A 19,094-nucleotide genomic window follows, 5' to 3' on the forward strand; every position below is an offset into this window, starting at 1 on the left:
CGCACTTCCGGCGTCGGTTCGTGCCCAAACGTACCACCCGTGAAACCGCCAGTACCGCGCGTATCGGCCCATTGCGCGACCCAGGCGCCAAGCCGTGCTGCACCATCGCGGAACCGAGAGCCGGTGTTCACATCATCAATCGACAGCAACGCCAACATGGCCCATGCCATGTTACCAACATCGCTGCCTACCTGATATCGATCCTCTAACCATTTGTTCTGAGTATTGTCCCACCACCCTGGAAGTTTGACGGGGCCATTCGCCACCACACCCGCGGCGTAAGCGTTCCTGAGCCGTCCATCGTGCCAGGTGCGGTCGTTGTCGATGGCCCAGAGAATCGCCGAGCCAATCCGATACGCTTTGTCTTGCTCACCGCAACCGATCAATGCGATGGCGGCTACCGCATTGTCATAGAGGTAGGCGGCGCCATGCAGAGGTCCCGATTCGACGGTCGGATAGCTGGGCAGGAACAACGGCCCTGATGGCGGTGCCTTATCAACTAGACCAGCGAGGTATCCGCACGCTGACGTTTTTGGTGCTGTTGAAGCCTGCAGTGGAGCGGAGGCCGTCATGATTGCGAAAGTCGCGACGACCCAGGTGTGAAGACAGAGCCCGCGACAACGGTAGAAGCAATATGTGATTGGTGCCGGTGGCATTTCGCTGCCTCTCGTGTCTTTTCAACCAAGATAGACTTTAGGACAGCGGGAAGAAAGCCGGTCAGGATCGAGTAAAAAATGTGCCTTCGTCTTCAATGGCAGCTTATGACCCTGGGTGTGTAAAAACGCGAAGGATCGAAACACGGCTAGAATTACATTCTGCAGTTCGTCATCTAAGTTGAAATCGCTTGCGAGCTTGAGCGCTAGAGCGGTCTTGGACGAATGACTTGTTCTATCGGGCTTAAGCGTCTTGGCCTTTTCACACAGCCAAGACCCAAAGCGGCTCTCATTTGATCTAGATCAAGATCGGGCGCGACCATCGGTCTCAGGCTTTCACATGTTCGGGCAAACGCCCGCGAGGAGACCCAGTTCCTTCAGCCGATACCAGGAACGACGACAAGGGTGGACGTCAACCGGTTATGTTGCCACGGCGGTCGCGACATAACTCCGAAAACTCGCGTGCGTCGCGTCCACGCAGATTGATGGTCGTCGTCCGATAGAAGTCCCAGGACTCGCAAGCCAGCTCGCAGCCTATTCCGCGTAAGTGCAGTCACCGCTCTCTACTACGGAGAAGCGATCATGTCAGCGAGATTGCAGACGATGAAGATAGCCGCACTCGTTGTCTCCGCTACTTTGACGGCGCTCACCTCAATTCCCGCGAGGGCGCAGACGAGCGACAATATAATCTATCTCAATCAGGCTTGGTCGCAGGAGGATCGCGAGTGGTACTATCACTTTTCGCAAGGATCGGCCGTTCTCGCCTACGATATTTACCTCAATCTGGAAATCGCCGGCAGCCAGGACCTTTTCCGCTCTGATGCAAACAGCGTTCGCTATGGCCTGATTCCCGACCCCGCCAACTGGAACAATCCGGACGGATTGCCGATCGGGATGAGCAAGGAGACCGTGGCCACGCCGATCAAAGGCTGGCCGGCCGGCGACTACGTAGGCATGACCTGCGCGGCCTGTCACTCAGGGCAATTGAAGTACAAGGGCAAGCTCATCCGTCTTCAAGGCGGAGGTAACAACGCTATAGACCTGCAGGGTTTGGTTCGAGATCTCGACGACGCGCTGCGGACGACCCTTGCCGACGCGGCAAAATTCGACCGCTTGGCGACACGGCTTGGAGCATCGAGCCCGGATGCGAAGGACAAGCTACGCAAGCGAGCCGAGAGCGAGAACGAGCGGGTGCACGATTATGCCACCCGGAGTACGATCACTCGGTACCTCTGGGGACCAGGACGCATGGATGCGCTCGCGCTGATTTTCAATCGCGCGTTGGCCACGTTGCCGGGAATTCTCGAGAACTCGACCATCGCGGTTGCGCCCACCAAGCCTCCCTTCCTGTGGAATGCTCCGCACGGATTGTGGACGCAGTGGAGGGGCACTGTGCAGGACCCGATTAAGCGCAATGTTCAGGAGTCTATAGGTGTTTACCTGCCCCTTGATCTGAGCTCCAAATCTCCCGCCGAGGGGCTGTTCCAATCGACCGTCCCGATACTTAACCTGCAACGGGCCGAGAACCAATTGGAACGATTGGCGCCTCCGAGTTGGCCGGAGGACCTGTTCGGCAAAATCGACCGGGACAAAGCAAAGATAGGGAAAGCATTGTTCGTGGAGCATTGCGCAAGCTGCCACAATGTTTGGCCTTACCGGTGGACCGAATCCAACAAGAACGGAAAACGTTACGTTCTCGTCGGGTTGACTCCTCAAACATATGTCGGCACCGACAGAGGACAGTTTGAAACTCTCCACCCATTTTCGATTTCCGGTGAACTGGGCAATTCCTTGAGCAAAGAATTGCTCCCAGGGGCCTACGGCAAGCCGCTGCTGCCCTCGGGCGAGTTTATGAATGCGATTTCGTTTACGGTTATGGACACGGCACTGCGGAAACTCAATCTGACCGAAGCCCAAGAATTGGACCTCCACGGCTATCGGGTGCGGGGGGGCGGCCTTTCTACGACGTTGCCGTCAGAGGCCGTCTACAAGGCGGGCCCGCGCGACGGGGTCTGGGCCACGGCGCCCTTCGTCCACAATGGGTCGGTGCCCAACCTCTACGAGATGCTGATCCCAGCCGCCGAGCGCACGAAGAAGTTTTACCTCGGCGGAGACTTCGATCCGGTCAAGGTCGGGCTCGACACCAAGGCGACGTCGGGGACATTTCTGATGGATACATCCGTACCAGGGAACTCAAACGCTGGTCACTCCTTCGAAAATAGTCCGCTTGGCAACGGTGTAATCGGACCATTGCTGACGGAGGATGATCGCTGGGCACTTGTCGAGTACTTGAAATCGATCCCCGAGGAGGCTGGCAGGGTGACGCCCTTCGGAGGGCCGCCGGAAGCCAGCAGTTCACAGAAGCCATGAACCATCCGCCTGAGTGATAAGCCCGTAGCCCGCTTTGCTGTCCGACAGGAGAGCCTTCCGATGTCCGATCATATCGATGGGCCGAGACAAATTGGCGATCCTTCGGCGGACCTCACCGATCTGTTCGCGTTTACGAGCCCGGAAAATCCGGCCCGAACAGTTTTGGCGGCGGACGTTTTTCCGACCTGTGGGCAGGAGGCAATTTTCTCAAACGCGATCACTTACTCGATCGTGGTTCGTCGCGCGAAGGTCGCGGGTCTCGGCGATAACGCCAAATTCGAAACAAGCGACCCGGAGATTCGCTTTAGCGCTAAATTCGATGCGCTCGAACGAGGCTCCCCCGGCCAAAGGCCTGTCCAACGTGGTACTTGCACCCTGCCTGGTGGCCAAACGCTCCGCGTTACCGTCAATGACGAACAGGGAGCCTCCACACCGGACGGAACTTTTCGCGTGTTTGCCGGCATGCGTTCCGACCCCTTTATCCTCGGGTGGTTATTCGTCCGTGGCCTGGTGAAATCTCAAAACCTTCTGCTGCACGACAATGTTCTTTGCATCGTCATTGAATTCGATACTCAGCGCGTTCTCAATCCGGACCAAGGCTCATTGTTCGGGGTGATCGCCGAAACAGTCCCGCTCGCTCGTATGAACCAGTTTGTAGGTTCACAGCCCTCGCGTATCGACTGGATCGGTCGCCCGGAGCAAACCAACATGCTTCTCGACAATAAGGGTATGGGAGACGTGGACGACCTTCGCGATCTTTGGAACCAACAGACCCCATTTGCGCTCGCACAAGAACTGCGACCCCTGTTCCTGCAACGGTTGAAAGATAGCTTGACGGAATGGGACACGCGCGACGGCAAGCAGGACTGGACGCCGTCGGCACTTGCCGCCCACGCCAATGTTCGTCTCGACGACTACCTGCTGTTTGATGTCACAAAGCCAATCACAGATGTCAGTTATTCGGAGATCGAGAGAAGCACGCTAAGCGGGCGCACCTACCGGACTGGGGGCGGCCGCACAGTCGATGCCAACGTCATCGATGACATGTTGACCTTGATTGTGAATCGCGATCGTGAACAGCTCCGCGGTGGCGCGACACAGGCCACCAAGCCCGGCACCAAGAATTTCCCTTACTTCGCCGCGCCGAACACGGAGCTACAAAGTGTAGTGGAGAGGGTCGATCTCAAAACTGAACCCGACAAGGTGTGGGCGCTGATCGGACAGTTCGGCGGTTATTGGCATCCCTTGATTGCCGATATCAAGCTCATCGGAACGGGAGTCGGAGCGCTACGTGTTATCGAGACGATCGATGGCAAGCAGATCATCGAACGTCTTGATGCTGTCGATGATTCCAGCAGATCATATCGCTATTCAAACATCAGTGGACTTCCAGTCTCGAATTACAGCGGGTTCCTTGCGGTCAAGCCCGATGGGGCCGGCAGTTCCGTTGAGTGGCGCGCAGAGTACCTCGCTAACGACCAGGGAGACGTGGTCGTGAGGGCAATCATTTCCACGTTGTTCAAAGCAGGCCTCGATAGCCTTAAACCGCGCTTTGGAGCCGGCAAATGATAGCGTCTGCTGAACTCGATGCTGATCGCTCGCTGACGACGGACGGTGAAATCGCCCTCATCAATCTGGAGAGCGCGAGGCGGAGATCGTGGAGCCGGTTCTTTGCTGACCCGCAGCGGGTGGGGGTTGCCGAGACCGTCGTCGAGCAAGAACAACTTACGGCGCAGTTCGTCGGCGATGTCTGCGCGCTTGATCGCCTGGAATCGCTGGCGAACACTCTTGCAGCACATCCGTCATCCGCCCGCACAGCGCTGATCCAGGCCCAGGTTTCCTCGATGACGCACCGCTTTACCGATGCGAGGCGCTGCCTCGCGCAGGCCGAGATCGGCGGTGCGCCGACAGACGATATTCGTCTTTTGAAATTGAATGTCGATCAAGCGTGCGGCGCAAACCTCGACAGTGTGCTGGATCAGCGGCGAGAGATCGCGCGAAAATCCGGTCGAATCGAAGACCTGGTGACACTGGCGGCACTATTGGCGGACTTGCGCGAGTTCATCGATGCCCACCAGATCTACACGCAAGCCCTCCGCGAGCTTAGCGACGTTTCGCCACTTCCTCCAGCCGGCGTTTGCTTTCAACTTGGCCTGCTTTGGGGAGAACTCGTGCCAGAGCCGGACACGGCTCGTGCCGCCCAATGGTATAAAAGAGCCATAGACTATTTTCCAAGCTACACGAAAGCGCGCGTGCATCTGGCTGAACTCTATTCACGCAGCGGGCAGTTGAGTGAAGCGCTGGCATTGCTAATTCCGGCGCTCAACACTGGCGACCCGGAAATTCGCTGGCGGCTCTCCGACGTGATGGCTCGTCAGGGAAAGTTTGCGGATGCGGAGGCGCATATGGAGGCAGCCCGGTGCGGTTTCGACTCCCTTCTTGAGCGACACTCCCTTGCATTTGCGGACCACGGTGCGGAGTTCTACGCCGAAAGCGGTATTGATCTGCGCCGAGCGCTCGATCTCGCTTGTCTCAACGTTGCAAACCGCCCGACTTTGCGTGCCTTCGAGCAAGCACATGCAATCGCGGTTATTGCTGGTGATGTTAGTGCGTCAACCGAACTCTTAGCCGAAGCGGCGAGACGGCTCAGTGCATCGGCTGCTTTTCGTTCTTCGCCCATGGCAAGCCTGTGCTCAGAGGTAACAGCATGATCATCGACCGCCGAGAACTCATTGTTGGTGCGGCCGTCGTTGCCATTGTGCCGACGCTCAAACCGTTGCCACGCCTAGTCACTTCCGATGAAGCAGGACTAAGTCCCGTAACTTTCATGATTGAAGGTTGGAGCCCTCAGGACGGTGGCGGAACTGCCAATGTTGCGTGGATGAGGATAGGTCACGCGTGGCGGACAACTTGGAGATGATCCGCGTGTTCTGATGTCCGTAAATGGCCCTTTGCGACATATTGCGCTACCAAACGAACTTGGTCGCTCACCGGGCAAAAGCGGACGTAGCCTTCGTTGGTCCGGCCGACGGTTGTCGGTACAGGCTTAGGCTTTATTTGCCGAGCATGATCTCCGCGCAAACGCGTTCCGCGCTTGTCGCGAGGGAAAACCGCTGCACACTTTTCCGGATCATGCTTTACGATGCGTATTTCTGATGCATCGTGTTGGTGAAGAGACCGGCCGGGTCGTACTTGCGCTTGGCCACGAAGAAGTCGTCGATTTGCGGATAGGACTTCTTGAGCTGATCGCGCGAATAATAGAGCTGGTACGGCAGGAAGAAGCGTCCCTGATTGGCGATGGTGAGATCGATCAGCTCTTCCGTCACCTTCTTCATGCGGAGGTTGCCCTCATCATCCGTCGGCTGGTTGATGTAGAGCACCAGCGAGAACGCCGGCTCCGGAGAGTATGTGAGGAAATTCTCCTCCTTGTGCACGACGCGGACCGACGCGTTCAGCAGGTTGGTCTTGTTGTCGAGCATGATCTTGCGCATGCCGTCGACGAACGCGACGAAGTTTTTGCGCGGGATGAAGTATTCGTGGAGAATGTCAGTCTCGTCCTGCAAGGCGTTGCGCAAGTACGGCACGGAGTCGTGCATGGGATTGTTGCGGCTGACGAGGCAGGCTTCGCCCGAGGCGATCGCTTTGGCGCGGGTGACCGTGCAGGTCTCCATCCGGTGCTCGATGTGCTTCTCGGACAGCCACTTCAGCTCCTGGAAGAATGGCCCCTGCTTGGACAGGTTGATGGTGAGCCGCCGGAGCTTCGTGCTGCTGACCTCCCCGAGCTCCTCGATCGCGAAATCGCTGCCGTCGACCTTGGTGTAGGTGTAGAGCAGCATCTCTTGCAGAAAGCTGCTCGGCGCGGTCGAGAGATGGCCGTACATCAGGCCGATGTTGGTGTCCTTCTCGATCTCGCCTGCGAACAGCGCCGGAAACGCCTTGTAGTCCAGCACGCGCCGTCCGGTCTGGTAGACCGCATTGTCGGCGATATCGAGCTCGGCCTCGACAATGACGCCGAACAGGCCGTAGCCGCCGACGACAAGGTTAAACAGCTCCTGGTTCTCCGTCGGCGAGGCGTTTTTGATCGAGCCGTCGGCCAGCATCACCTTCATCGCCTTGATCGAGCGGGCCAGCGCGCCGGCCTGGTGGTCCATGCCGTGGGCATTGACCGAGATCGAGCCGCCGACGCTGAAGATGTCGGTCGATTGCATCGCGCGCACAGCAAAGCGCGGATGCAGCGCGATCTGAATGTCGTGCCAGGTCGCGCCCGGCTGCACGGTGACGCTGTGCGCCGCCTCGTTGAGCGTGATGCGGTTGAAGCCGCGCATGTCCAGCACGATGCCGCCCTTGCGGAACGCCTGACCACCCATGGAGTGGCGCACGCCGGCTGTCGTCACGGGCAGCTTGTTGGCGCGCGCAAAGGCCAGCGTTTTTACGATATCGTCGACGCTGTGCACCTCGACCACGCCGTAGACCTCGGTGCGGTTGAGGCAGCTCGCATCATTGATGCTGCCGCCGAGCTGCGACCACTTCACGCCTTGAAGCGGCGCGATCGCCCTCACCTTCTCCAGGTCGACCTTGCCCTGCTCGCCGATGTCATCCGCAGCACGGCAGTCCTTCGGACCGGTCGGATCGGCCGCCAGCGCCTGAAGCTTGCGGAAGCCGTAAACACCGAACAGCGCGACGAGGACGGCGGCGGCCGAGACGCCTGCTTTGAACTTGCCAAAAGATTTTTGCATAAAGTGATTCCGGTGGGAGGGAGATGATCCGGGAGCGCGGATCATTAGTCAAACCGCCAGCCGTTGGGTTCAAGTCATTCTCGGGAAGCGATCATGAAAAGCTGCCGCATTCATCTGATGGGAGCGTCGGGCTCCGGCGTGACGACGCTCGGCCGGGCGCTTGCGGACCGGCTTGCACTGCCGCATCACGACAGCGACGATTATTTCTGGCTGCCGACCGCGCCGCCCTACCAGACCCTTCGCCCCATCCCTGAGCGCCTGCGTCTGATGCGCGAGATGTTCCTGCCACGCCTCGATTGGGTGCTGAGCGGATCGGTCACCGGCTGGGGCGACGAGTTCGTCGCGCATTTCGATCTCGTCGTCTTCGTGGTCACGCCGCGCGAGGTGCGGCTGACACGGCTGCGCGCCCGCGAGGCCACGCATTTCGGTGCAGCCGCAGTCGCGCCCGATGGCTGGCGCCATGAGGAAACCGAAGCCTTCATCGAATGGGCCTCGCACTACGAGGCCGGCGACCGCGAAGGCCGCAATCTCGCAAAGCATGAGGCGTGGCTCGCAGGCTTGCCCTGCCCGGTCGTGCGCGTCGACGGCGCGAGGCCCCTTGCAGAACTTGTCGAACAGCTATGCCGCGACGTGCGGCGACTGCCGGGCTGATGTGATATCGTCGCCGATACGTTCTCGGAACAACGAAGCAAGGAGACAACCATGCTCACCCGACGCAGCGTTCTGCTCGCCTCCCTGGCTGCCGAATGACCAGCAAAGCCCATGCCCGGGCGTCGCAGCCGTCGACATCAGTCAATTTCGACGTCCCGGCCCATGCCTGCGACTGCCACACCCACATCCACGGCGATCCCGAGAAATTCCCCTTCTTCGCCGGCCGCGTCTATACGCCGGAGCCGGCGTCACCAGAGGAGATGGTGGCGCTGCACAAGGCGCTGCATATCGAGCGCGTGGTGATCGTGACGCCGAGCGTCTACGGAACCGACAATTCGTCCACCCTGTTCGGCATGAAGGCCCGCGGCGCGACCGCACGCGGGGTGGCCGTGATCGACGACAAGACGACGGAGGCCCAGCTCGATGCGATGGGAGAGGACGGCTTCCGCGGCATCCGCATTAATCTGGCAACCGGCGGCATCAGCGATCCCAATGTCGGGCGCGCACGCTTCACGGCAGCCGTAGAACGCATGAAGTCGCGCGGCTGGCATGTGCAGCTCTACACCACGCTGCCGATGATCTCCGCGATCAAGGACCTCGTGACGGCCGCGCCGGTGCCGGCGGTGTTCGATCATTTCGGCGGCCTGGAGGCATCGCTAGGGATGGACCAGCCCGGATTTTCCGACCTCCTCGAACTCGTGAAGTCAGGCAAGGCCTATGCGAAGATCTCGGGCGCCTATCGCTCGTCAAAGCTCGCGCCCGACTACCAGGACATGGTCCCGTTCGCCCGTGCGCTGATCGCGACCAATGCCGACCGTATCGTCTGGGGCACCGACTGGCCGCATCCGGACTCCAGCCATGTCGAAGGACGAAAGGCCACGGACATCGCCCCGCTCTACCAAATCGACGACGGCCGCCTGCTCAACCAGCTCCCGGTGTGGGCGCCGGATGCAGACATCCGCAAGAAGATTCTGGTCGACAATCCAGCGCGGCTTTACCGATTTTGAAGGGCGCCTGGCACGCTGGCGTGCTCGTTCAGCCAGCGCGCGGATTTGCGGAGACCACCGAACGGGAACAAATGGAAGCCGATGATCTGCGAGGTCGCGGACTTCGGTGCGGCCTCGAGCCCGCGCACCACCTCGTCTGGCCCCGTCTCGGTGAGCAGCCGGCCATAGCGGCCGATCTTATTGCGCACGGCGCGGATCGAATTGCCGACGCCGCAGCGGAGTGCGAATTTCATCAGCGTGGCCGGACTCGCAGGACCCGCGAGGCCGATCACCACGGGAAGATCGATGGCTGCGATGCGAAGCTCGCCGAGCCAGTTAAGGATCGGCGCGACCTCGAAGCAGAACTGCGTGACGATGTCGACGGCAACTTGCCGCTCCCTGCCCCAGTCGCGCGATGCGGCGAGCGACTTCATCGTCTGCGCCGTATCGAGATAGGGATGTCCCTCAGGATGGCCGGCGACGCTGACGCGCGAGAAGCCGTGCGCCTCGATCAGGCCGCTTGCGGCGACATCGCGGCTCGACTTGAACGGCCCTTTGGCGATGGCGAGGTCGCCGGCAATCAGGAGGATGCGGTGGACGTCGGCCTCGCCGCGTAGCCGGCGGAAGAAATCGTCCAGCGCTTCGCGCGAGGTGACCTCGCGCGCCGCGATGTGCGGGACGGGGTTGAAGCCGGCGCGGCGCAGCGCGGCGGCAGTCTCGACATTGTGCTGGTAGTGGTCGCCCGGCAGGAAGGTGATGCTGACATCGATGTCGGGCGAAAAATGCTCGTGCAGCTCGTCGAGCTGATGCCCGCGCGAGGAGATTTCCACCGACGCCTTCGGCAGAAGTGCAGCGAGATCGCCGGAGAGAGACTGTTCGAGCGTCATCGTCATCGCGCGCTCCGATCGTTTACGCCGGCGCCCGGCGACGCGAGATCACATAGGTCTCGTCGTTGAACCAGAGCCCGCCGTGTTTTCTCACCACGCGATCGGTCGCCTCGAGATAGCGGCCGTCACGCACGACCTCGGACAGCCTGTCGTCCTCGATCTGCGCGACATAGATCGCAGCGTTCCAGGCCGCGAACAGTGTCGAGGTGCCGATCGGGCCGGAGACTTCATCGGGCAGCGTGTGCATGCGGTAGCGGAAGATCGCGCGCGCATCCGACGACGCATTGAAATTGTAGTGCCGCGCCGCCGAGCCGAGCTCGCGCTTGACCTCGCGCAGGATCGCATAACGGTCGGTGCCAAAGGGATCATCGCCGGGCCAGACCTGGTCGATGATCTCCATGCCGGGATCGCGGCCATGGGAATGGATGCCGATCAGACGACCGCCGGGACGCAAGGACCGCACCAGCGGCGTCACCACCTTCGAGGCCTTGAATTCGACGCTGGCGCGCGCCCGGTAGGGCTGTGAGGCGATAACGAGATCGTAGTCGGCCATCACCCGCCCCGGCCGCGGCATGATCGGATCGAGCAGGAAGGAATGGTCCTCGCGCCTGAGCGTCAGGATCACCGGCCGCATATAGACGGGATTGCCGGTCTTCTGGCTGATGCCGGCGCGCCAGTTCTCGGCGAGGAACGGTTCGAGCTCGCCGATCTGCTCGGCAAAGCCGTGCGCGGTGTTGCCCGCGAGCGCGACGTCCTTCCACAGGAGGCCTTGCGCCGCGGTCGCCGAGCGCGGCGTCAGCCAGGGCGCTTCGCCGTAATAGAGGTTGGTCACGACCAGCACGGTTGCGGGATGCTCGAACAGGCGGTCCGCCATCTTCTCCAGCATCATGCGGACGTCTTCGTAGGAGATCTCCTTGGCCACGACATAAAGTGGCATTGCGGGGAAGCGCGCATGCAGCGCACGCATCACCCGCGACAGCACGGTGCCGTCACCGGAGCCGGCGTCGAACAGCCTGAGCGCCGGCGGCGACGGCTGGAGATTGGAGATCTCCAGCGAGATGCGGTTGGCGACCTCGGTCTTCTCGCTGCAGGTCGAGACGAACAGGAGATATTTTTGCCGGTTGTCGAAGAAGCGGAAGCCCGGCGGCGCGGCCTCGACCACGGGCGCCACGCCATCGGCCGCCTTCAGCGCGACGGTCGCGGGGCTGCCTGATGGCTCCGGCCGGTGCTCGCTGAGATAGGCGCGCACCTTGTCGAGCGTGCCTGTCGTGATCCTGGCACCGTCGCGCAGCCGGGATACCAGCTTGCCGTCATTGACGACGAGCCGGCCGAAGGTCGATTCCGTCGTTCGGGTCGCACGGCAATAGTCCCGGATCTCGCCCAGGATCTGCTCCGCCGTGGCGGCCCCCCTGCCCGCCTGTTCCTCCATCCGCATGGCTGGTCTCTCCCGCGATTTCCCTTGCCTCTAATCAAGGAACGCTGGGGGAGTTCGTCAACCACAAACCGAGTGGGCAGGAATTGTGGGCGTGTGCCCACAGGGGGATTAAACTAGCGGGCGCGGCGCGAGAAGAAGGAGATCAGGACCGGCAGCGTCACCAGGATGACGATCGGCGCCAGCATCATGCCGGTGACGACGACGACCGCGAGCGGCTTTTGCACCTGCGAGCCGATGCCTTCGGACAGCGCGGCCGGCAGCAGCCCGACGCCGGCGACCACGCAGGTCATCAGCACCGGGCGGAGCTGCAACTCACCGGTGCGCACCACCGCTGTCATGCGGTCAAGGCCCTCCTCGATGAGCTGGTTGAACTGCGAGATGATGATGATGCCGTCCATCACGGCGATGCCGAACAGCGCGATGAAGCCGATCGCCGCGGAGACGCTGAACGCCGTGCCGGTAATCAGCAGACCCAGCACGCCGCCGAAGATCGCCATCGGGATCACGCTCATGGCGAGCAGCGTGTCGGTCATCGAGCCGAAATTGAACCAAAGCAGGATGCCGATCAGCGCCAGCGAGATCGGCACCACGATCGACAGCCGCCGAATAGCGTCCTGGAGGTTGCCGTACTCGCCGACCCATTCCATGTGCGATCCCGGCGGCAGTTGGACCTGCTCGGCGATCTTCTGCTGCGCCTCGCGGATCGCGCTGCCGAGGTCGCGCTCGCGCACCGAGAACTTGATCGGCAAATAGCGCTCCTGCTGCTCGCGGTAGATATAGGCCGCGCCCGAGACGAGGCTGATCGTGGCAACCTCGCTCAAGGGAATCTGCGTGACGGTGCCGTTCGGCCCGGGCGCGCCGATGCGCAGATTCTGGATCGCCTCGGCGCTCTTGCGGTATTCCGGCGCCAGGCGAACGATGATCGGGAAATGGCGGTCCGAGCCCGGCTCGTAGAGATCGCCCGCAGTGTCGCCGCCGATCGCGACCTTGATGGTCGCGTTGATGTCGCCGGGCGCCAGGCCATAGCGCGCGGCCTTGGCGCGATCGATATCGATCTGGATCGTCGGCTGTCCGAGCGAGGTGAACACCGCAAGGTCGGTCACGCCCTGCACCGTCGACAGCACCGATTTGATCTTGTTGGCAGTGTCGGTCAGCGCCTTCAGGTCGCTACCGAATAGCTTGATCGAGTTCTCGCCCTTCACGCCGGAGACGGCTTCCGACACGTTGTCCTGCAGATATTGCGAGAAGTTGAACTCGACGCCGGGGAAGTGGTCGTCGAGTTGCTTGAGCAACTCCGCGGTCAGCACTTCCTTGTCATGGGTGCCGGGCCATTCGCTTGCCGGCTTGAGCGGCGCGAAGAACTCGGCGTTGAAGAAGCCGGCGGCATCCGTGCCGTCGTCGGGACGGCCGTGCTGCGACACGACGGACTCGACCTCCGGCCGGGCGCGGATCAGCTTGCGCATCTCGTTGACGTAGGTGTTGCCCTCCTGGAGCGAGATGGTCGGCGGCAGCGTGGCGCGGATCCAGAGGTTGCCTTCCTCGAGCTTCGGCAGGAATTCGAGGCCGAGCAGGCGGCCGAGCGCCAGCGTCATGACGACGAGGCCGATGGCGGCACCCAGCACGATGTTGCGGTTGCTGACCGCCCAATGCAGCACCGGCGTGTAGATCCGGTGCAGGAACAGCATGATCCTGGTCTCGGTCTCCTCGACATGCGCAGGCAGGATGATCGCCGACAGCGCCGGCGTTACCGTGAAGGTCGCAAGCAGGCCGCCGGCGAGCGCATAGGCATAGGTGCGCGCCATCGGGCCGAAAATGTTGCCCTCGACGCCGGAGAGCGTGAACAGCGGCAGGAACGCCGCGATGATGATGGCCGCGGCAAAGAAGATCGAGCGCGAAACGTCGGCCGCGGCCGACAGAATGGCATGGCTCTTCATGCCGAACAGCGTCTCCGGCGAGGCATGCTCGAGCTCGGAAAGCGGCGTGGTCTGCGTCAGGCGGCGGAAGATGGCCTCCACCATGATGACGGTTGCGTCCACGATCAGGCCGAAATCGATGGCGCCGACCGACAGCAGGTTGGCGGACTCCCCGCGCAGCACCAGGATGATCACGGCAAAGAACAGCGCGAACGGAATCGTGGCGCCGACGATCAGCGCGCTGCGCAGATCCCCCAGGAAGATCCACTGCAACAGCACGATCAGCAAAATGCCGACCACCATGTTGTGCAGCACGGTGTGGGTGGTGAGGTCGATCAGGTCCTTGCGGTCGTAGATGCGCTCGATGCGCACGCCGGGCGGCAGGATGGTCGAGTTGTTGATCTGCGCGACGAGCTGCTCGACGCGCTTGATGGTTGGCGTGCTCTGCTCGCCGCGGCGCATCAGCACGATGCCCTGCACGATGTCGTCGCTGTCGTCGAGGCCGGCGATGCCGAGCCGCGGCTTCTCGCCGACCGTGACGGTCGCGACGTCCTTGACCAGCACCGGGTTGCCGCCAGTCTGCGCCACCATGGTGTTGGCGAGGTCGTCGATCGAGCGGATCAGGCCGACGCCGCGCACCACGGCGGATTGCGAGCCGATATTGACGGTGTTGCCGCCGACATTGACGTTGGAATTGCTCACCGCCTGGAGCAGCTGCGGCAACGTCAGGCCGTTGGCCATCAGCTTGTTGAAATCGACCTGGAGCTCGTAGGTCTTGGTCTTGCCACCCCACCCGGTGACGTCGATCACTCCGGGCACGGCGCGGAAGCGGCGCTGGAGGATCCAGTCCTGGATCGTCTTCAGATCGAGCACGCTGTAGTTCGGCGGGCCGACCAGGCGATAGCGGAAGATTTCGCCGATCGGGCTGAGCGGCGAGATTTGCGGCTGCACGTTGCCGGGGAGCGGCGCGAGCTGCGCCAGGCGGTTCAAGACCTGCTGGAGCGCCTCGTCATAGGTGTAGGCAAAGGAGAACTGGAGTTTGACGTCGGACAGTCCGTAGAGCGAGATGGTGCGGATAGTCGTCAGGTTCTTCAGGCCTGCGACCTGGGTCTCGATCGGGATCGTGATGTAGCGCTCGATCTCCTCCGCCGACAGGCCCGGACTCTGCGTCACGATGTCGACCATCGGCGGCGTCGGGTCGGGATAGGCCTCGATATTGAGCTGGTTGAACGCGATCAGGCCGCCGATCAGCACGGCGACGAACAGGCCGACCATCAGGTAGCGGCGATTGACGGCAAGGGCGACGAGGCGATCCATTACAGGTCAGTTTTTCGCTGTGCGCTAACGGCAGTTTTGATGGCGCATGATCATGCGCTAGCTGCCCGAGGCCGCGCGATCGATGAACAGGCTGCCCTTGGTTACAATCTGTTCGCCCGGTTTCAGATTGCTTGTGACTTCGACGAGATCGCCGTTGACGAGTCCGATCTTGATCTGGCGCAGCTCGACCGACTTGTCCTCGCGCGCGACCCAGATGCGGACCTGGTCGCCCTCATAAATCAGGGCCTGCTTCGGCACCGCAGGCGCCGCGCGATCGCCGGCCGAATAGATCGTCACGTTGGCGAACATCTCCGGCTTCAGCAGATTTTCCTTGTTGTCGATGGTGGCGCGGACCAGAAGACGGCGGGTGTTGGGATCGATCGCGGCGGCGACGTAATTGATCTTGGCGGTGAAGGGACGGCCCGGCAGTGCCATCACATTCACGGTAATGTCCTGCCCGACACAGACGGCGGCCGCATCGCTCTCGCGCACGAACGCCGTGAGCCACACGGTCGAGAGATCGCCGATCACGAACACCGGATCGCTGGCGCCGGCGCTGACATACTGCCCGGGGCCGATCTTGCGCTGCACGACCGTGCCCGAGATCGGTGCGTAGATCGTGATCTCCGGATTGATGCTGCCCTTGTCCTGAAACGCCTTGATCGATTCGTCGGTGAAGCCGAGGATGCGCAGCTTGTTGCGCGCGGCTTCCAGCGCCGTCACCGACGAGCGCATGTCGTTCTGCGCCTGCACCTGCGTCGCTTCCGCCTGCTGATAATCCTTCAGCGGAACGGCGTGGCCTTCATAGAGATCCTTGGCGCGCTTGAACTGGATGTCGGCGAGCTCGAGCGCCGATTTTGCCTTGTTCTGCGAGGTGATCGCCGTGATGAAATCGTTCTGGGCCTGCACGGTGTCGGCGGCCTCGATCAGGAATAGCGGCTGGCCCTGCTTGACGCTCTCGCCGGGCTTCACGAGCAGCTTGGTGACCCGCCCGGCATAGGGCGAGAACACCGGCGTCGAACGGTCCTCGTCGACCGCGACCTTGCCCTCGGTGACATATTCGGCGCGGAAGGCCTTCTGCTTCACCGGCTCGATCGACAGCGTTGCCCATTCGGACGGCGTCGGCGTGAAGTTCTGCGCGTTCTTGCGCGACTGGCTGGAGACTTCCGAGTGGTTCTTTTCCTTGCCCCCCGCGTAGAGGTAAGCGGCGCCGCCAGCGGCGAGCATCAGTAAAACTACGGACGCGATCAGCCGTTGCTTTGTAAATACCTGCAATTGCTTGGTATTTTTGACTAACATGGGCCCCGGTCATTCTCGCGATGATTTCAGCAAGATACCTGCCTCATCGGTCGCGCTAATAGTGCCGATTTGCGATTTCAGACAACCTAAAAAACGCGGGTCGCCTTTCGGTTTGCGTTAAAATTTTGCCACGTCAGTTCTATGTCAGCTTCGTGTCAGCTAAGGCTCGGCCATTCCGGCGGGTGGCTGCCGAGCGGCATTGCCGGGCGCAGCCAATCGGCCGGGGTTTTCGACAGCATCGCCGAATGGCTGACCGCTTTCAACGTTCCGAAACCGGATGGCATGGTCTTGATGAACGCAGGATGTATGGCCGGCCCCGTAAGATCCGGGGTCTTCAGGCCGTCCGCGAGTCGGCCGAGATTCCACAACCAGCGCCCGGTTTGCGCCAGCGACACGCGCACGTGCCAGCTACCGCCCTCGCGGGCCTGACGTGCCTTCGCCATCATCGCGCCGAAGGCCATCAGATAGCCGGTGGCGTGGTCGAGCATCTGCGCGGGCAATTCCTTCGGTCCTTCGACCTCCGCGGCCTGCCCCTCTGCGTGGTTGAAGCCGGTTGCGGTCTGCACCAGCGAGTCGAAGCCGCGCCGCTCCGCCCAGGGACCGGCATGGCCGTAGGCCGACAGCGTGACATAGACGATGCCGGGATTGATCTTTGCCGCATCTTCCGGCGCGAAGCCGAGGGTGGCGAGTGATCGTGGACGATAGCCCTGCGAAAAGATGTCGGCCTCCGCGAGCAGCGCGCGCAGCTGCTTGCGCCCCGCATCGCTCTTGAGCTCGATGAAGGTCGTGAGCTTGCCGCGCCCGGTGTCGATGGTGAGCCAGGGAATGGCGGGAAGCTCGGGGCCAGACACCAGCAGCACATCCGCGCCATGGACGGCAAGCGTACGGCCCGCAACGGGGCCCGCGATGACTCGGGACAGATCGAGCACGCGCAGTCCAGCGAGCGGACGATCGCCTTTGGGCCAAGGCTTCGGCGATGCCTCGCCGATCTTCTCGATCGAGACGAGCGGCAGCTCGGCCAGCGCGCGCGCCTGCGGCAGCGCCATCCATTCGTCATAAGAGCGCATCAAGGCAACGACGCCGCCCGCCGCATAAACCGCGGTTTCGAAGTCCTCACCTTTCCATTGCATCAGCGCGGCCTGCACCTTTTCGCGCTCAGCCTCGCAACCGAGCACCTTGCAGACGGCGTCGCGATGGTGCGGGAAATTGGTGTGGCAGCGGACAAAGCGGCCGTCACCGGCCTTGTAGATTCCTGCGATCGCGTCCCATGCCGGTGGCGGCGGCTTGTCGTCGACACGCAAGTAACGTTCGGAGCGGCATTCGACGACGGCATGGCGCATGTCCACAATGACATCCTGCGCTTCGCCCGCGCGCAACTTCCATATCTCGGCGGCAGCGAGTCCCGCCGCAGCAATGCTGGCCTGCGCCGCAGCGGCGACCCGGAATGAGGACGGGATTTGCGGCTCCTCGCCGCTCAGCCGCACGCGCTCGACCACAGCGGCCTCGCCGCCGGCGGAGGTCCAGATGTCCTTCAGGATGTCGGCGGGGCTTTGCATGGCCATTGCTCTCCCGATAATTTCGGCAACATCGCATTAGCACGGAAAGGACTGCAATGGCTGCCATCGATCCCCTCACCGCGGGTGCCGTGTTGCTCGCCACCGCCGCCACCGACGCGGTCTACGTCATGTTCACCTCCGCCGTGGTCGCGCGCAAGCGCGTGCCTGCGGCGACCTGGAGCGCGATCTGGTACCTGCTCTCCTCCTACGCCGTGATCAGCTACACCGAGAACGCCACCTACGTCGTCTTCGCCGCGATCGGCTCCTGGGTCGGCGCCTTCGCGTCACTCACCTTTCTGCACCGCCCGCCCGGCGGCCCGCCCGTGGGCGCGGCGCCGGAGTGACGGTCAAAACCCATTCGGAAATCGTTGGGTGGGCAAAGCGAAGCGTGCCCACCGCTTTCGTGCGGATTGAAGATGGTGGGCACGGCGCAAGCGCGCCTTTGCCCACTCTACAACTCGCGAGATGAAGCAGCTACAGTCCACGCGACCAACAAAAAGGAGCCAACAATGGATCTCGGTCTCAAAGGGAAAAGCGCCGTCGTGCTGGGTGGCACGCGCGGCATCGGGCGGGCGATTGCCGCGACGCTGGCCGGTGAAGGCGCCAACGTCGCGGTGTGCGCCCGCAACGCCGAGCAGGTCGCAGCCACCGTGACCGAATTGAAAGCGACCGGCGTGCGCGCGACAGGTAGCGCAGTCGATGTGACCGATGGCGCGGCCCTGAAATCCTGGATCGACGGCGTCGCCGGGGAGCTCGGCGGCATCGACATGATGTTCTCAAACGCCGGGGCCATGGCGCAAGGCAACGACGTCGCCTCATGGGAGCAGAATTTCCGGCTCGATGTGGTCGGCGCGGTGCATGCATTCGAAGCGGCGCGGCCGTTCCTCGAGGCGAGCGGCGAGAAGGCTGGCGATGCAGCCTTTGTCATCATCTCGTCGATTTCAGCAGCGCAAGCCGATGCGGCCGGCTCCTACGGCCCGATCAAGGCGGCGCTGATCCACATGGCCAAGGGGCTGGCGCGGCAACACGCGAAGAAGAAGATCCGCGTCAACGTGGTGTCGCCCGGCACCGTCTATTTCAAGGGCGGCGTCTGGAACATGGTCGAGCAGAATATGCCCAAGCGCTACGAGGACGCCCTCGCCCGCAATCCGACCGGGCGCATGGCCACGCCGCAGGAAATCGCGAACGCCGCGGTGTTTTTGGCAAGCCCGGTGTCGTCGTTCACAACCGGCTCCAATCTCGTCGTCGATGGCGGAATCTCGAATCGGGTGAATTTCTAGGGGCTGGCGCG

At 62.1% G+C, this 19,094-nt stretch carries 12 protein-coding genes and 2 pseudogenes; 7 read left to right on the forward strand and 7 right to left on the reverse strand.

Annotated features, from left to right (window positions below):
- A pseudogene (locus Q2941_RS18020) lies at positions 1–473 on the reverse strand (hypothetical protein); the annotation flags it as partial.
- 762 nt (positions 474–1,235) lie between these two features.
- Between Q2941_RS18020 and Q2941_RS18025 the strand changes: the two are divergent.
- From Q2941_RS18025 to Q2941_RS18035, 3 genes are read left to right on the forward strand one after another with little or no spacing between them, the layout of a single operon-like run.
- Entirely contained in the window at positions 1,236–3,023 is a 1,788-nt protein-coding gene (locus Q2941_RS18025) for a di-heme-cytochrome C peroxidase (RefSeq protein WP_458193304.1), read from the forward strand.
- Positions 3,024–3,083: 60 nt separating this feature from the next.
- Complete coding sequence (locus tag Q2941_RS18030; protein WP_458193305.1) at positions 3,084–4,592, forward strand: DUF4331 family protein; 1,509 nt, start codon at positions 3,084–3,086, stop codon at positions 4,590–4,592.
- Positions 4,589–5,734 carry a tetratricopeptide repeat protein gene (locus Q2941_RS18035; RefSeq protein WP_458193306.1) on the forward strand — a complete coding sequence of 382 codons (1,146 nt, stop codon included), beginning with the start codon at positions 4,589–4,591 and terminating at the stop codon, positions 5,732–5,734. The genes Q2941_RS18030 and Q2941_RS18035 overlap by 4 nt, the downstream gene beginning before the upstream one ends.
- A gap of 426 nt (positions 5,735–6,160) precedes the next feature.
- Here the strand turns inward: Q2941_RS18035 and Q2941_RS18040 are convergent, their stop codons facing one another.
- Entirely contained in the window at positions 6,161–7,759 is a 1,599-nt protein-coding gene (locus Q2941_RS18040; protein WP_458193307.1) for an FAD-binding oxidoreductase, read from the reverse strand.
- 93 nt (positions 7,760–7,852) lie between these two features.
- On the opposite strand from Q2941_RS18040, the gene Q2941_RS18045 reads away from it, so the two are divergent.
- A complete protein-coding gene (locus Q2941_RS18045) occupies positions 7,853–8,410 on the forward strand; it encodes a P-loop NTPase family protein (protein WP_458193308.1) in 558 nt (185 codons plus the stop codon).
- A gap of 51 nt (positions 8,411–8,461) precedes the next feature.
- Positions 8,462–9,417: pseudogene (locus tag Q2941_RS18050) on the forward strand (amidohydrolase family protein).
- Here Q2941_RS18050 and Q2941_RS18055 read toward each other — a convergent pair.
- From Q2941_RS18055 to Q2941_RS18075, 5 genes are all read right to left on the reverse strand, one after another.
- Positions 9,405–10,289 (reverse strand): methylenetetrahydrofolate reductase, encoded by an 885-nt coding sequence (locus Q2941_RS18055; protein ID WP_458193309.1) that lies wholly within the window; start codon positions 10,287–10,289, stop codon positions 9,405–9,407. The pseudogene Q2941_RS18050 and the gene Q2941_RS18055 overlap by 13 nt on opposite strands.
- 16 nt (positions 10,290–10,305) lie before the next feature.
- The gene (locus tag Q2941_RS18060) at positions 10,306–11,718 is read right to left on the reverse strand and encodes a hypothetical protein (RefSeq protein ID WP_458193310.1); all 1,413 of its coding nucleotides are present in this window, start codon (positions 11,716–11,718) and stop codon (positions 10,306–10,308) included.
- A gap of 113 nt (positions 11,719–11,831) precedes the next feature.
- Complete coding sequence (locus Q2941_RS18065) at positions 11,832–14,948, reverse strand: efflux RND transporter permease subunit (protein ID WP_027528171.1); 3,117 nt, start codon at positions 14,946–14,948, stop codon at positions 11,832–11,834.
- Positions 14,949–15,005: 57 nt separating this feature from the next.
- A complete protein-coding gene (locus Q2941_RS18070; RefSeq protein ID WP_254106942.1) occupies positions 15,006–16,247 on the reverse strand; it encodes an efflux RND transporter periplasmic adaptor subunit in 1,242 nt (413 codons plus the stop codon).
- A 155-nt stretch (positions 16,248–16,402) separates the two neighbouring features.
- Positions 16,403–17,803 carry a CoA transferase gene (locus Q2941_RS18075; RefSeq protein WP_254106943.1) on the reverse strand — a complete coding sequence of 467 codons (1,401 nt, stop codon included), beginning with the start codon at positions 17,801–17,803 and terminating at the stop codon, positions 16,403–16,405.
- Positions 17,804–17,859: 56 nt separating this feature from the next.
- Between Q2941_RS18075 and Q2941_RS18080 the strand changes: the two genes are divergently transcribed.
- The gene (locus tag Q2941_RS18080) at positions 17,860–18,147 is read left to right on the forward strand and encodes a hypothetical protein (RefSeq protein ID WP_027528174.1); all 288 of its coding nucleotides are present in this window, start codon (positions 17,860–17,862) and stop codon (positions 18,145–18,147) included.
- A 165-nt stretch (positions 18,148–18,312) separates the two neighbouring features.
- Positions 18,313–19,083, forward strand: coding sequence for an SDR family NAD(P)-dependent oxidoreductase (locus Q2941_RS18085; RefSeq protein ID WP_458193311.1), 771 nt, complete (start codon positions 18,313–18,315; stop codon positions 19,081–19,083).
- Positions 19,084–19,094 lie beyond the last annotated feature (11 nt).

It is taken from the genome of Bradyrhizobium sp. UFLA05-153 (assembly GCF_054185185.1).